General features: G+C 71.4%; 10 protein-coding genes. 9 read left to right on the top strand and 1 reads right to left on the bottom strand.

Translation table 11 applies throughout. The annotated features are described in order from the left end of the window. Nucleotides 1-182 precede the first annotated feature (182 nt). Nucleotides 183-593, top strand: a complete 411-nt coding sequence (gene arr / locus AC07RV_RS01780; protein WP_296779715.1) for an NAD(+)--rifampin ADP-ribosyltransferase — start codon at nucleotides 183-185, stop codon at nucleotides 591-593. Nucleotides 594-607: 14 nt separating this feature from the next. Here the strand turns inward: arr and AC07RV_RS01775 are convergent, their stop codons facing one another. Then, nucleotides 608-1,843 carry an acyl-CoA dehydrogenase family protein gene (locus AC07RV_RS01775; RefSeq protein WP_296779714.1) on the bottom strand — a complete coding sequence of 412 codons (1,236 nt, stop codon included), beginning with the start codon at nucleotides 1,841-1,843 and terminating at the stop codon, nucleotides 608-610. A 220-nt stretch (nucleotides 1,844-2,063) separates the two neighbouring features. Between AC07RV_RS01775 and AC07RV_RS01770 the strand changes: the two genes are divergently transcribed. The 8 genes from AC07RV_RS01770 (at nucleotide 2,064) to AC07RV_RS01735 (ending at nucleotide 13,249) form a co-directional block, all read left to right on the top strand. Next, nucleotides 2,064-3,668, top strand: coding sequence for an ABC transporter substrate-binding protein (locus AC07RV_RS01770; protein WP_209539297.1), 1,605 nt, complete (start codon nucleotides 2,064-2,066; stop codon nucleotides 3,666-3,668). Nucleotides 3,669-3,687: 19 nt separating this feature from the next. Continuing rightward, a complete protein-coding gene (locus AC07RV_RS01765) occupies nucleotides 3,688-5,250 on the top strand; it encodes an amidase (protein ID WP_296779712.1) in 1,563 nt (520 codons plus the stop codon). Beyond that, nucleotides 5,247-6,881 carry an ABC transporter substrate-binding protein gene (locus AC07RV_RS01760; protein WP_296779710.1) on the top strand — a complete coding sequence of 545 codons (1,635 nt, stop codon included), beginning with the start codon at nucleotides 5,247-5,249 and terminating at the stop codon, nucleotides 6,879-6,881. The genes AC07RV_RS01765 and AC07RV_RS01760 overlap by 4 nt, the downstream gene beginning before the upstream one ends. Before the next feature lie 2 nt (nucleotides 6,882-6,883). Next, complete coding sequence (locus tag AC07RV_RS01755; protein ID WP_296779708.1) at nucleotides 6,884-8,515, top strand: ABC transporter substrate-binding protein; 1,632 nt, start codon at nucleotides 6,884-6,886, stop codon at nucleotides 8,513-8,515. A 24-nt stretch (nucleotides 8,516-8,539) separates the two neighbouring features. Beyond that, nucleotides 8,540-9,622, top strand: a complete 1,083-nt coding sequence (locus tag AC07RV_RS01750) for an ABC transporter substrate-binding protein (protein WP_296779707.1) — start codon at nucleotides 8,540-8,542, stop codon at nucleotides 9,620-9,622. Continuing rightward, on the top strand, nucleotides 9,619-10,527 hold the full coding sequence (locus tag AC07RV_RS01745; protein ID WP_296779705.1) for an SDR family NAD(P)-dependent oxidoreductase: 909 nt from the start codon (nucleotides 9,619-9,621) through the stop codon (nucleotides 10,525-10,527). The genes AC07RV_RS01750 and AC07RV_RS01745 overlap by 4 nt, the downstream gene beginning before the upstream one ends. 84 nt (nucleotides 10,528-10,611) lie before the next feature. Then, nucleotides 10,612-12,324 carry a rhodanese-like domain-containing protein gene (locus AC07RV_RS01740; RefSeq protein WP_296779703.1) on the top strand — a complete coding sequence of 571 codons (1,713 nt, stop codon included), beginning with the start codon at nucleotides 10,612-10,614 and terminating at the stop codon, nucleotides 12,322-12,324. A 70-nt stretch (nucleotides 12,325-12,394) separates the two neighbouring features. Then, the gene (locus AC07RV_RS01735) at nucleotides 12,395-13,249 is read left to right on the top strand and encodes a transporter substrate-binding domain-containing protein (RefSeq protein ID WP_203207492.1); all 855 of its coding nucleotides are present in this window, start codon (nucleotides 12,395-12,397) and stop codon (nucleotides 13,247-13,249) included. The last annotated feature ends 44 nt before the right edge of the window (nucleotides 13,250-13,293 follow it).

Raw genomic sequence — 13,293 nt, 5'->3', positions numbered from 1 at the left:
TGGCGCGGATTCTGGCCAGCGGGGGCGGGAATGGCACGCCCGTAATTCGCATATCGACATGCGGGGAGGCGCAATGGCGAAAGCGGGCGCCTTTTTGTGGGAACACGAGAAAGCGTAGGAGCGTGGGCATGGAACTCCGCTAACCTCCTTCGGCTCGACTTTTCCCGGAGGTACATCCGCACATGTCAGCCACCCCCACCCCACCGCCCTACTACCACGGCACCAAGGCCGACCTGCACCTGGGCGACCTGATCGAGGCCGGCTACAGCTCCAACTACGGCCAGCGCAGGAAGGCTGCCTATGTCTACCTGAGCGCCACGCTCGAGGCCGCGACCTGGGGCGCCGAGCTGGCCGTCGGCGAGGGCCGCGGCCGCATCTACGTGGTGGAGCCGACCGGGCCGATCGAGGACGACCCCAACCTGACCGACAAGAAATTCCCCGGCAACCCGACCAAGTCCTACCGCACGCGGCAGCCGCTGCGGATCACGGGCGAGGTGAAGGATTGGCAGGGCCATGCGCCCGAGCAGCTGCAGGCCATGCGCGAGCGCCTGGAGGAACTCAGGCGCGCGGGCATCGAGGCGATCGAGGACTGAACGCCCACACCTTGTCAGAACACCTTGCCCTCTTCGAGGTGCGTGGTCGTGCCGTTGAGATGGTGGTCGCCGATCACGCGTGCCTTCTGCTGCAGCGGGTTGTGATTGAAGATGGTGCGCAGATTGCGCCAGTGGCGGTCGAAGTTGTGGCGACGCGAGGTGGCCGATGCGCCGCCGGCCTCGAACAGCCGCTCGGCCGCCTGCAGCGCGATGCGACTCACCGCGAGCTGGGTCTTCGCGGTGGCGAGCGCGCCTTCGAGCACGAGCTGGCGCGTGCGCTCGTCCTCCTGATCCGTCGCCGCATCGTGCCGCAGCGCCTGTGCCGAACGATCGAGGCGCCGCGCGTTGTCCGCGACCAGCGCATCGACCGCATGCGTGGCGGTCGCGAGGTCGCCGACCACCCATTGCGTGAAGTGATCCTGCGCCGCGCTGTCGGCCGGGCTGTGCGCGGCCGGCCGCGCATGGTGGCGCACGTAGTCGAGCGCGTCGGCAAAGATGTTGCGCACGATGCCGGCGGCCACGGCCACCAGGTAGAGCTGGCGCAGCGACGAAGCATGGCGGCGCTGCAGGGTCTTGGGGCTGCCGTACACCAACTCGTCGGCCTGCACCTCGAGGCCCTCGAACTCCAGGCTGCCGCTCGCGGTCAGGCGTTGGCCCATGCCGTCCCAGTCGTCCTTCACGTGCAGGCCTTCGCGCTGGGTGGGCACGACGATGGCGACGTCGCGGCCCTCGGGGTCGCGCACCGCGATGCTCGCGTAGTCCGAGAAGGCGGTGCCAGTGGCGTAGTACTTGCGGCCGTTGAGGACCAGGCGATCGCCATCGCGTTCGAGCGCGGTGGTCACGGTGCCCGACTTGGGCGTGCCGAGCTCGGTGAAGGCGCCGCCGAACAGCGCGCCCTCGCGCACGCGCGCCAGCTGCAGTTCGCTGTTCGCATCGGGTGGCGCGGTGGTCCAGAGCTCGATCGCGTTGTAGTGGATGCGCAGCGCATGCGCGACATTGGAGTCGGCCGCGGCGAGCGTCGCGACCACCTCGATCAGGTCCTCGACCGAGCCGCCGGGACCGCCGCGCTCGGGCGGCACGCGCAGCGCGCCGAGGCCCGAGGCGCGGAACAGCGCGAAGGCCTCGAAGGGCAGCACGCGGTCGCGTTCGCGCTGCGAGGCGCCTTGTGCAATGGCGGCTGCCAGCGCGGGCAGGCGATCGAGCAGGGTCTGGAGGTCGGGCGCCAGCGCGGCGCGATCGGGTGCGTTCATCGGTGAAGGTGCGGGCAGCGAGCGGTCGAGGATGAACGCAGTATGGGCGCGCGGCATGGCCGTTTCCCGCATAAGAAAACTCGCATTCCTGCAATGGCGAACGAGCACGGATCGCGTGGAGCACGGCGCATTTCCAAACGCGAAAAGATGCTAAGCGCGCGCTTGGATTTCGCGGGGATATCCCAGACCATCGGCGGCCCAACCGCTAACCAGTCAGAGAATGAAATTCGATCGATGGGCGCTGCGCGTCGCCCTCGCCGCGGCAGTGGCCGCCGCGCTCCCGGGCGCCTTCGCGCAGGGCACCGCACCCTCCCCCCAACCCATCGATGGCGGCACGCTGACGCTCGCGGTGTCGCAGGAGCCGACATCGCTGGTGTCCTTCCTCGACACCAAGACCGACAACCGCAACATCAGTGCGAAGATCACCGAGGGCCTGCTGCGCTACGACGCGCAGTTCCGCGCGCAGCCGCTGCTCGCCACGTCGTGGCAGGTCAGCGCCGATGGCCTGAAGTACACCTTCAAGCTGCGCCCCGGCGTGAAGTGGCACGACGGCCGCGACTTCGGCGCGGAGGACGTGCGCTATTCGATCCTCACGCAGAAGAAGCAGGGACCGCGCGGGCGCATCACGCTCGCGAACGTGGAACGCGTCGACGCGCCCGATCCGCTGACCGCGGTGATCGTGCTGTCGAAGCCCGCGCCCTTCCTGCTGAAGTCGCTGTCTTCCGCCGAACTGCCCATCGTGCCCTCGCACCGCTACGCCGACGGCGAGCCGCTGGGCAATCCCAACGTCACGGCGCCGGTGGGTACCGGTCCCTTCGTGTTCGACCAGTGGGTGCGCGGCAGCCACCTGGTGCTCAAGAAGAATCCGAACTACTGGCGCAAGGGCTATCCGCACCTCGACCGCGTGATCGTGAAGTTCGTGCGCGATCCGGCCGCGATCTCGACCGCGGTCGAGACCGGCGAGGTCGACGCGGCGCTCGGCGTGGGCCTGGCCGACCTCGAACGGCTCGAGAAGAACCCGAAGCTCAAGGTCGACGCCACCTACGACGCCTTCCTCAACAACGCCTCGTTCCTCGAGTTCAACCTCGAGAACCCGGTGCTCGCGAACCCGAAGGTGCGGCATGCGATCGCGCAGGCGATCGACCGCAACTTCATCCGCGACACCATCTACTACAAGCGCGTGGAGGTGGTGAACTCGCCGATCCCGCGCGTGCTGGCCGACTACTACGACGACAGCACCTTCCGCTATCCCTTCGACGTGACCGCGGCCAACCGCCTGCTCGACGAAGCCGGCCAGCCGCGCGGCGCGGGCGGCACGCGCTTCTCGCTGCGGCTGAGCTACATCCCGGGCGCGGAATTCAAGCGCACCAGCGACTACCTGCGCGCGGCCTTCTCGCGCATCGGCGTCAAGGTCGAGATCGTCGACGGCGACCTGCCCACCTTCCTCAAGCGCGTCTACAGCACGCGCGACTTCGATATCAACCTCAACGGCCTGGGCCGGCTGTTCGACCCGACGGTGGGCGTGCAGCGCATCTACTGGGGCGACGGGGTGCGCAATCCGCTGATCTGGATCAATGCCTCGCACTACGACAACCCGCAGGTCGACGAGCTGTTCCGCCAGGCCGCGGTCGAACTCGACGGCGCGAAGCGCGCGACCCAGTTCCGCCAGATCCAGCAGATCGTGGGCCGCGAGCTGCCGGTGGTGCCGCTGGTCACGGTGCATTCGGCGCTGCAGGTCTACAGCACCCGCGTGCACGCACTCAACAACAGCATCGACCTCACGGCCGGCGACTTCGCCGATGCCTGGATCGAACCCCGCAAATAAGACAGACGGACGCAACGCCATGAGCCTCCAGGACATCACGAACGACCAACTCCATGCACTGAGCTTCGCGAGCGCCGGCGAACAGGCCCGCGCGCTGGCCGAGGGCCGCGTCAGCGCGGTGGCGCTGCTCGAGCACCTGCTCGCGCGCATCGACCGCTTCGACGGCGCGATCAACGCGGTGCCCGTGCGCGACGACGAGCGCGCCCGCGCCGCGGCACGCGAGGCCGACGCGGCGCTCGCGCGCGGCGAGCGCCGGCCGCTGCTGGGCGTGCCGGTCACGGTGAAGGAGTCCTTCGACGTGGCGGGCCTGGTCACGAGCAGCGGCAACCCGGCCTTCGCCGACAACGTGGCGCGCGAGGACTCGCTCGCGGTGGCCGCGCTGCGCGAGGCCGGCGCGGTGATCGTCGGCAAGAGCAACGTGCCGCTGGGCCTGGCCGACCTGCAGAGCTACAACGCGGTCTACGGCATCAGCAACAACCCCTGGGACCCGGCGCGCACGCCGGGCGGCTCCTCGGGCGGCTCGGCCGCGGCGCTGGCCGCTGGCTACGTGGCGCTGGAGATCGGCACCGACATCGGCGGCTCGATCCGCATTCCCGCGCACTTCAACGGCGTGTACGGCCACAAGCCGACCGCCGGCCTGGTGGCACTGCGCGGCACCGGCGTGCCCTCGGGCCGCCATGCCGAGCGCGACCTGGTGGTGGCCGGGCCGCTCGCGCGCACGGCGTCCGATCTCGAGCTCGCGCTCGGCCTGCTGATCAATCGCGATCCGCTGCTGGCCAAGGGCTGGAAGGCGAACCTGCCACCGGCGCGCCATGCGCGGCTGTCCGACTTCCGCGTGCTGGTGATCGACCAGTGGCCCGGCAGCGAGCGCAGCGTGCACGAGCGCCAGGTGAGCGAGCGCGTGGTCGACCGGCTTCGCACGCAGGGCGTGCAGGTGAGCCGGCCGGCCGACCTGCCGCCGGGGCTACTGCCCGACCTGGTGCGCTCGCACCGCGTCTACCGCAGCCTGCTGGGCTCGTCGCTGGCCACGCCGCCGGCGCTCAGCGAGGCCGCGCAGCAGCGGTTCGAGGCGCTCTCGCCCGAGGACGACAGCGCCGACGCGGCCTGGCTGCGCGCCTCCACGCTGCGCCACAGCCAGTGGCTGCAGGACCACGAGGCGCGCGTGGCGCTGCGCCACCAGTGGGAACGCTTCTTCGCGCAGTTCGACGTGGTGGTGACGCCGGTGGCGCCACTGCCGGCCTTCCGCCACAACCACGACGAGCCCAAGGATGCGCGCACCTATCCCGTGGCCTTCGAGGACGGCACGCGCGAGGTGCGCTTCCTCGACCTGTTCGCCTGGGCCGGGCTGCCGGTGCTGCCGGGCCTGCCGGCCACCAGCTTCCCGATCGGGCTCGACGACGAGGGCCTGCCGGTGAGCGCGCAGGCGGTCGGCGCCTACCTCGAGGACCGCACCACCATCGCCTTCGCGCGGCTGCTCGAGGAGGCCTATGGCGGCTTCATCGCGCCGCCGGGCTACGAGGACAGCGTGGCAGCGCCCGCGACGCCTGCGACGCCTGCAGCCCCGACCGCGCCCGCCGCATGACGCCGACCCCTCCGATCAGCCGCCGGCATTTCCACCGGCAGCTCGCGGGGCTGCCGCTCGCGCTGGCCGCGGTGCCGGCCGGCGCGGCCAATGCCGCGCCCAATACCACGCCGGATGCCGCGCCGCGCCACAAGCCCGGCAGCGTCGTCACCCTGCTCACCGCGCTCGAGCCGCCCACGCTGGTGGGCCTGGTCAACTCCGCGGCCGGCACCTTCCTGGTGTCGCCGAAGGCGGTCGAGGGCCTGCTGAGCTACGACTTCGACCTGCGCCCGCGCCCGCAGCTCGCCGTGGCCTGGGAGGTACAGCCCGATGGCCTGCAATACACCTTCAGGCTGCGCCGCGGCGTGAAGTGGCACGACGGCCGCCCCTTCACCTCGGCCGACGTGGCCTTCTCGATCCTCGCGCTCAAGCAGTCGCATCCGCGCGGGCGCGCCACCTTCGCGAGCGTGAGCGAGGTGCGCACGCCCGATGCCCACACGGCGGTGCTGGTGCTGAGCAAGCCCGCGCCCTTCCTGCTGACCGCGCTGGCGGCCGCCGAATCGCCGATCGTGCCGCGTCATGTCTACGAGGGCCGCGACCTCGCGAACCATCCGGCCAACAACGCGCCGATCGGCACCGGGCCCTTCGTGTTCAAGGAGTGGCAGCGCGGCAGCCACGTCATCTACGAGCGCAATCCCGACTACTGGGATGCCGGCAAGCCCTACATCGACCGCTTGGTGGTGCGCTTCGTGCCCGACCCCGCGGCGGCCGCGGCCGCGCTCGAGAGCGGCACGGTCGACCTGGCCGGCGCGACGCCGGTGCCGATCCCCGACCTCGACCGGCTCAAGGCGCTGCCGCACCTGAGCCTGGACACGCGCGGCAACGAGTACTTCAACAACTCGACCACGCGCATCGAGTTCAACCTCGACAACCCCTACTTCCGCCACGCCAAGGTGCGCCAGGCGGTGGCCCATGCGATCGACCGCGAGGTGATCCTCAAGACCGTGTGGTACGGCTACGGCCTGGCCGCGCCGGGCCCGATCTCGCCAGTGCTGCGCGCCTTCTACGAGCCCGCGGCAGGCGTGCCGGGCTTCGACCGCAAGCGCGCCGAGGCGCTGCTCGACGAGGCCGGCTTCGCGCGCGGCGCCGACGGCGTGCGCTTTCGCGTGAGCCACGACGTGTTCGACGGCGGCGGCAACCGCGTGGGCCAGTACATCCGCCAGGCGCTCGCGCGCGTGGGCATCGACGTGACGGTGCGCACGCAGGAATTCGGCGCCTACATCAAGCGCGTCTACACCGACCGCGATTTCGACTTCAACAACCAGGGCATGAGCCAGATGTTCGATCCCGCGGTCGGCATCCAGCGCTTCTACTGGTCGAAGAACTTCCGCCCGGGCGTGCCCTTCTCCAACGGCGCGCACTACGACAACCCCGAGGTCGACCGGCTGCTCGAGGCCGCGGCGGTGGAGAACGATGCCGCCAAGCGGCGCGCGCTCTATGCCGAGTTCCAGCGCGTGATCGCGCGCGAGCTGCCGACCATCGGCCTGGTGGCGGTGGCGCAGGTCACGGTGGCCAATCGCCGCATCGGCGGCCACACGGTCGGCGCCGAGGGCCTGTCGGGCAACTTCGCCGATCTTCACCTCAAGGGATGAGCATGCAGGACTGGAACATGGAGCGCCGCGCCTGGCTGCAGGCCGGCGCGGGACTCGGGCTCGCGGGCCTGGCCTCGCCGTTCGCGGCGGTGTCCGCGCTCGCGCAGGGCCGCGACGCGGGCACGCCGGTGCGCGGCGGCACGCTGACCGTGCTGATCGATCCCGAGCCGCCCACGCTCACCACCATCGCGCATTCGGCCGGCGCCTCGGTGCTGATCTCGGCCAAGACCACCGAGGGCCTGCTGAGCTACGGCTTCGACCTCTCGCCGCAGCCGCAGCTCGCGACCGCCTGGAGCGTGAGCGCCGACGGGCTGCAGTACAGCTTCACGCTGCGCCGCGGCGTGAAGTGGCACGACGGCCGGCCCTTCACCTCGGCCGACGTCGCGCATTCGATCGGCCTGCTCAAGCAATACCACCCGCGCGGGCGCGCCACCTTCTCGAGCGTGTCGGAGGTGCGCACGCCCGATGCGCACACCGCGATCCTGGTGCTGTCGAAGCCGGTGCCCTACCTGATCACCGCGCTGTCGGCGGCCGAGTCGCCGATCGTGCCGAAGCACCTCTACGAGAACGGCAAGGCCGATGCCAACCCGGCCAACAACGCGCCCGTGGGCACCGGCCCCTTCGTCTTCAAGGAATGGGTGCGCGGCAGCCACGTGAGCTACGAGCGCAACCCCGACTACTGGGACAACCCCAAGCCCTACGTCGACCGGCTGATCGTGCGCTTCATTCCCGACGCCGCCGCGCGCGCGGCCGCGATCGAGAAAGGTGAGGTGCACCTGAGCCCGGGCACGCCGGTACCGCTGGGCGACGTGGAGCGGCTGCGCGCCAGGCCGAACCTGGTGTTCGAGCCGAACGGCTACCAGTACATCAACAACGTCTCGCGCGTGGAGTTCAATCTAGAGAACCCCGCGCTGCAGGACCTGCGCGTGCGTCAGGCGATCGCGCATGCCATCAACCGCCAGGTGGTGCAGAAGACCGTGTGGTACGGCCAGGGCCGGCTGATTCCGGGGCCGGTGCATCCGGCGCTCGCGAAGTTCTACGTGCCCGACCTGCCGGTGCTGCCGCACGATCCGAAGCAGGCCGAGGCCCTGCTCGACGCGGCGGGCCTCACGCGCGGCAAGGCCGGCCCCAACCTGCGGCTCAAGCTCGCGCTGACGCCCATTCCCAACGAGGGCGGCCAGCGCACCGCCGAGTACCTGAAGCAGAGCCTGGGGCGCATCGGCATCGAGGTCACGATCAACGCGACCGACTTCGCGACCTACGTGCGCCGCATCTATGCCGACCGCGCCTTCGACCTGCACGTGAGCGTGATGAGCAACACCTTCGATCCCACCGTGGGCATCCAGCGCCTGTACTGGTCGAAGAACTTCAAGAAGGGCCTGCCGTTCTCCAACGGCTCGGGCTACAACAACCCCGAGGTTGACCGGCTGCTCGAGGCGGCCGCCATCGAGACCGACGAGGCGCGCCGGCGCCAGGCCTTCGCCGAGTTCCAGCGCCACATCGTGCGCGACCTGCCCGATATCACGTTATTGGCACTCGACAACTACACCATCGCCGACCGCCGCGTGCGCGGCCACACGGTCAGCGCCGACGGCATCGCCGGCAACCTGGCCGGTGCGTGGATCGGCACCTGATCGACAGTGAAAGGAAAACTCTGCATGACCACCGCCACCGCCACCACCGACCGCCCCGACGTGCTCTGGTACACCCGCTGCCCCGTACCCTCGCCACTGGGCATCGCCGCGCGCCAGGGCTGGCTGGCCCAGACCTTCGCCGAGGAAGGCATCGCGATCGAATCGATCATCGACTCGAAGGACCGCAGCATCCGCGAGAGCCACTTCGACCACCACCTGGCCTGGTCCTTCCGTCAGGGCGGCAACATCCCGCCGATCTGGGCCCGCGCCAACGGCCGCGCGACGCGGCTGGTGGCGATCACCTGGACCGACGAGTTCCAGGCCATCGTGACGCTGCCGGGGCGCGGCATCGCGTCGATCGAGCAGCTCGCGGGCCGGCGCTTCGCGGTGCCGCACCGCGTCAACGACCTGATCGACTTCCATCGCGCCACCGCGCTCAAGGGCGTGGTGTCGGCGCTGTCGCTGGCCGGCCTCACGACCGAGGACCTCACGCTGGTGCAGCTGCCGATCGAGGAATCGGTGATCCTCGCGCAGGGCGAGCCCAGCCTGTTCGGGCTGCGCCGGCGCCATCCCTATTTCCGCGAGGTCGAGGCGCTGGTGCGCGGCGAGGTCGACGCGATCTTCGTCAAGGGCGCCGAGGGCCTGGTGGTCGCGAACCTGATCGGCGCCCAGGTGGTGTCCGAGTTCGGCAGCCATCCCGATCCGAAGATCCGCATCAACAACGGAACGCCGCGCGTGCTGACGGTCGATGCGGCGCTGTCCGAGCGGCGGCCCGACCTGGTGCTGCGCCTGCTCGAGGTGGTGGAGCGCGCGGGCCGCTGGGCCGAGGACCATCCCGACGAGACGGTGCGCTTCGTGGCGCGCGAGATCGCCACCAGCGAGGAAGCGGTGCTGGCCTCGAACGGGCCCGAGGTGCACCGGCACCTGGGCATCGGGCTCGACGCGCCGCTGGTCGAGGCGATCGGGCATTTCAAGGACTTCCTGCTGCAGTGGGGCTTCCTGCCGGGCGACTTCGACCTCGGCGAGTGGGTCGATGCCGAGCCCTTGCGTGCGTTGCGTGCCGGCAAGGCGGCAGCGCCAGAAGCCGCCGTGCTCGCCGCCGCATGAGCGCCGCAAACTCCAAACCGGCACCGCGCATCCTCGTGACCGGTGCCACCGGCCGGCTCGGCCGCCTGCTGGTGCCGCGGCTGCGCGAGCGCGGCGCGGTGGTGCGCGCCTTCACGCGGCAGGTGGCGAATGCCGCCGCGCTGGCCGACCAGAGCCGGCACGAACGCGCGCCCTTCGAGGTGGCCGTGGGCGACCTCGAGGACCGGGCCTCGCTGCGGCGCGCCTTCGAGGGCGTCTCGCACCTGTTCCTGCTGTCGCCGATCGTGCCCGAGCTGGCCGCGCAGCAGATCGCGGCCATCGAGGCCGCGGCCGAAGCCGGCGTGCGCCGCATCGTCAAGCTCTCGGGCTCGCACTGGACCATCGAGCCGCCGGGCCGCTCGCTGTCGGGCGACGCGCATGCGCGCATCGAGGCTGCGCTGGCCGCGTCGGGCATCGCGCACCGCGTGCTGCGCCCCAATGCCTGGACGCAGGTGGTGCTGGCGCGGCTCGCGGCCGAGCTGGCCGCGGGCGACGTGCTGCATGCGCCGCCGGGCCTGCCGCGCGTGGCCTACATCGATGCGCGCGACATCGCCGACGTGGCGGTCGAGGCGCTGCTGAACGATGCGGACGACGCGCCGCCCGGCCCCTGGGTGCTGACCGGCGCGCGCGCCGTCGACCATGGCGAGCTCGCGCGCATCGCCGCCGGCCTCAGCGGCCGGCCGGTGGTGGCCGAACCGCTGTCGCCGCAGGCGCTGGCTGCGCGCCAGGCCCAGGCGCCCTCGCCCTACATCGCGCAGGTGCATGCGCAGTTCGCCGCGCTGATCGGTGCCGGCGAGGCAGCCACCGTCACCGACACGGTGGAACGCGTGCTGGGCCGGCCACCACGGCGCATCGAGGACTTCGTGGCCGAATCGCTCGCGGCCTGAACCGCATTTGCTTATGCGGAAGGCTTCGTAGCCGCGCGCGACGGCGGCCGCTAAGGTGCCGCCGGTTCTCACCGTCCCCATCCCATGTCCTCACTCGCCGATCTCGCGGCGCCCGCCACCGGCGCGGCGCCCTCCTCTTCCTCTTCCTCTTCCCCCTCCTCCCCCGAACGCGTGCCCGCCATCGATGCCGCCACCCTGCAGCGCTGGCTGCAGGACGGCGACGAACTCGCGCTGCTCGACATCCGCGAGCACGGCCAGTACGGCGAGGGCCATCCCTTCTTCGCGGTGCATGCGGCCTACAGCCGGCTCGAGCCCGAGGTGGCGCGGCTGGTGCCGCGCCGCGCGACCCGCACCGTGCTGTTCGACGACGGTATCGACGGCGATGCGCTGGCCCGGCGCGCGGCCGTGCGGCTGGCCGCGCTCGGCTGGTCCGGCGTCTCGGTGCTGGCCGGCGGCGCGCCGGCCTGGGAAGGCGCGGGCCGCACGCTGTTCAAGGGCGTGAACTTGCCTTCGAAGACCTTCGGCGAGGTCGCCGAGCATGCCTTCGAGGTGCCGCACATCGACGCGCCCACGCTGGCGCGCTGGCAGCGCGAGGCCGAGCCTTTCGTGCTGCTCGATGGCCGCACGCTCGAGGAGCATCGCAAGATGACGCTGCCCGGCGCCATTCCCGTGCCCAACGGCGAACTGGCGCTGCGCTGGCGCACCCAGGTGAGCGACGAGCGCACGCCGATCGTGGTGCATTGCGCGGGCCGCACCCGCAGCATCGTGGGCGCGCAGATCCTGCGCGACCTCGGCGTGCCCAACCCGGTGTTCGCGCTCGAGAACGGCACCCAGGGCTGGGCGCTGGCCGGCCTCGAGCTCGAACGCGGCAGCCGCCGCGCGCTGCCGGCCGCGCCCGATGCGGCACAGCACGAAGCCGCGCGCGCGAGTGCCGAGGCCGCCGCGCGGCGCTTCGGCGTACCGGTGCTGTCGCGCGCTACGGCACAGGCCTGGCTCGACGACGCCACGCGCACCGCCTTCGTGTTCGACGTGCGCACGGCCGAGGAATTCGCGGCCGGCAGCCTGCCCGGCGCGCGCCATGCGCCGGGCGGCCAGTTGCTGCAGGCCACCGACCTGCAGATCGGCGTGCGCCATGCGCGCGTGCTGGTGCTCGACGACGACGGCGTGCGCGCACCGGTCATCGCGCTGTGGCTGCGCCGGCTGGGTCTCGAGGCCGCGCTGGTCGAGGGCGGCCTCGCGAGCGGGCTGCGCGTGCCTGAGGGCGCGCCGCCGGCGCTGGGCCCGGTGCCCGCTTCGGCTGCGGCCGAACGACTGGCCGCGTTGCCCGAGGGCACGGTGCTGCTCGACCTGCGCCCGTCGCCGGCCTACCGCCAGGCCCACGTGCGCGGCGCGCGCTGGTCGATCCGCCCGCGCCTCCTGGCCGATGCGCGCACCGCCACCGGTGGCGACACGAACCGCCCGCTGCTGCTGATCGCGCCCGACGCGCTGGTGGCACGGCTCGCCGCCGCCGACCTGCGCGATGCCGGCTGGCCCGCGCCCACCTGGACCACGCACGAGGCGCTCGCGGCCGCGGGACACGGCGTCGAGGCCACGCCCGCGTCGCCCGGCGATGCCGAGGCCATCGACTACCTGTTCTTCGTGCACGACCGGCACGACGGCAACCTCGACGCGGCGCGCCGCTACCTCGACTGGGAGCTGGGCCTGATCGCGCAATGCGCGAGCGACGAGCTGGCCGTGTTCCGGCCGCACGGCGAAGCGACCCGAGGCTTGCACGGAAAAGCGCATATCGATAGTTGAAGGCCTTCGTTGCGACGGCAGGCGCGGCCTCGGAAGATCGCCGCCTGCCCTGCTTCGCCCCTTTCATTCGATGACTTCCCGTCCGCGTTCGCGTTTCTCCCCCTCTTCCTCCCGTTTCGCCGCCGCGGCGCTCGCCACCCTGCTCGGCCTGGCCGGCGCGGCCCATGCCGACGCCACGCTCGACCGCATCAAGCAGCGCGGCAAGGTCGCGATCGGCGTGGTGGTCAACGGCGGGCCCTTCGGCTCGATCGACCCGGCCACCCAGCAGCTCGTGGGCTGGAACCCCGACCTCGCGCGCGATCTCGCCAAGCAGCTCGGCGCCGAGGTCGAGCTGGTGCAGGTGCAGCCGGCCAACCGCGTGCAGTTCCTGCAGTCGGGCAAGGTCGACCTGCTGATCGCCTCGATGGAATACAACGCCGACCGCGGCGAGATCCTCGGCTATGCGCCGACGCCCTTCTACCGCGTGGGCGGCACGGCCGCCGTGCTCAAGACCAGCGGCATCGCCAAGTGGGAGGACCTGCGCGGCAAGACCGTGTGCGCCTCGCAGGGCAGCAGCTTCGTGAAGCCGCTGCAGGAACAGTACGGCGCCCAGGTGCGCGGCTTCAAGACCGCGCAGGAATCGCTGCTGGCGCTGCGCGGCGGCAACTGCGTGGCCGCCGTGCACGACGCCACGCTGATCCAGCCGCTGCTGCGCAGCAATCCCGAGTGGGCCGCCTACGCCGCGCCGATCCGCGACGAGATCCTGCCCGCGCCCTCGGTGGTCTGGGCCCGCAAGGGCGAGGCCGACACCATCGCCGCGGTCGACAAGGTGGTCAAGCAATGGCATCGCAGCGGCTGGCTGATCGAGACCGAGAAGCGCAACGGCATCGAGCCGCCGCAGCCGCTGCTGCCCGAACTGCAGGCCAAGCTGCGCGCCGCGCCCTGAACCCACGGCCACGGCCCCGCCCGGCCCGTCCGCATCGCAACCTT

This window comes from Variovorax sp. GW821-FHT09B01, from assembly GCF_059418345.1.
This window is presented reverse-complemented; position numbering and strand designations above follow the sequence as displayed.

Bases quoted from the DNA above. Each gene is read 5' to 3' on its own strand.
- arr (WP_296779715.1), top strand. From the start codon at position 183: ATGTCAGCCACCCCCACCCCACCGCCCTACTACCACGGCACCAAGGCC.
- AC07RV_RS01775 (WP_296779714.1), bottom strand. From the start codon at position 1,843: ATGAACGCACCCGATCGCGCCGCGCTGGCGCCCGACCTCCAGACCCTG.
- AC07RV_RS01770 (WP_209539297.1), top strand. From the start codon at position 2,064: ATGAAATTCGATCGATGGGCGCTGCGCGTCGCCCTCGCCGCGGCAGTG.
- AC07RV_RS01765 (WP_296779712.1), top strand. From the start codon at position 3,688: ATGAGCCTCCAGGACATCACGAACGACCAACTCCATGCACTGAGCTTC.
- AC07RV_RS01760 (WP_296779710.1), top strand. From the start codon at position 5,247: ATGACGCCGACCCCTCCGATCAGCCGCCGGCATTTCCACCGGCAGCTC.
- AC07RV_RS01755 (WP_296779708.1), top strand. From the start codon at position 6,884: ATGCAGGACTGGAACATGGAGCGCCGCGCCTGGCTGCAGGCCGGCGCG.
- AC07RV_RS01750 (WP_296779707.1), top strand. From the start codon at position 8,540: ATGACCACCGCCACCGCCACCACCGACCGCCCCGACGTGCTCTGGTAC.
- AC07RV_RS01745 (WP_296779705.1), top strand. From the start codon at position 9,619: ATGAGCGCCGCAAACTCCAAACCGGCACCGCGCATCCTCGTGACCGGT.
- AC07RV_RS01740 (WP_296779703.1), top strand. From the start codon at position 10,612: ATGTCCTCACTCGCCGATCTCGCGGCGCCCGCCACCGGCGCGGCGCCC.
- AC07RV_RS01735 (WP_203207492.1), top strand. From the start codon at position 12,395: ATGACTTCCCGTCCGCGTTCGCGTTTCTCCCCCTCTTCCTCCCGTTTC.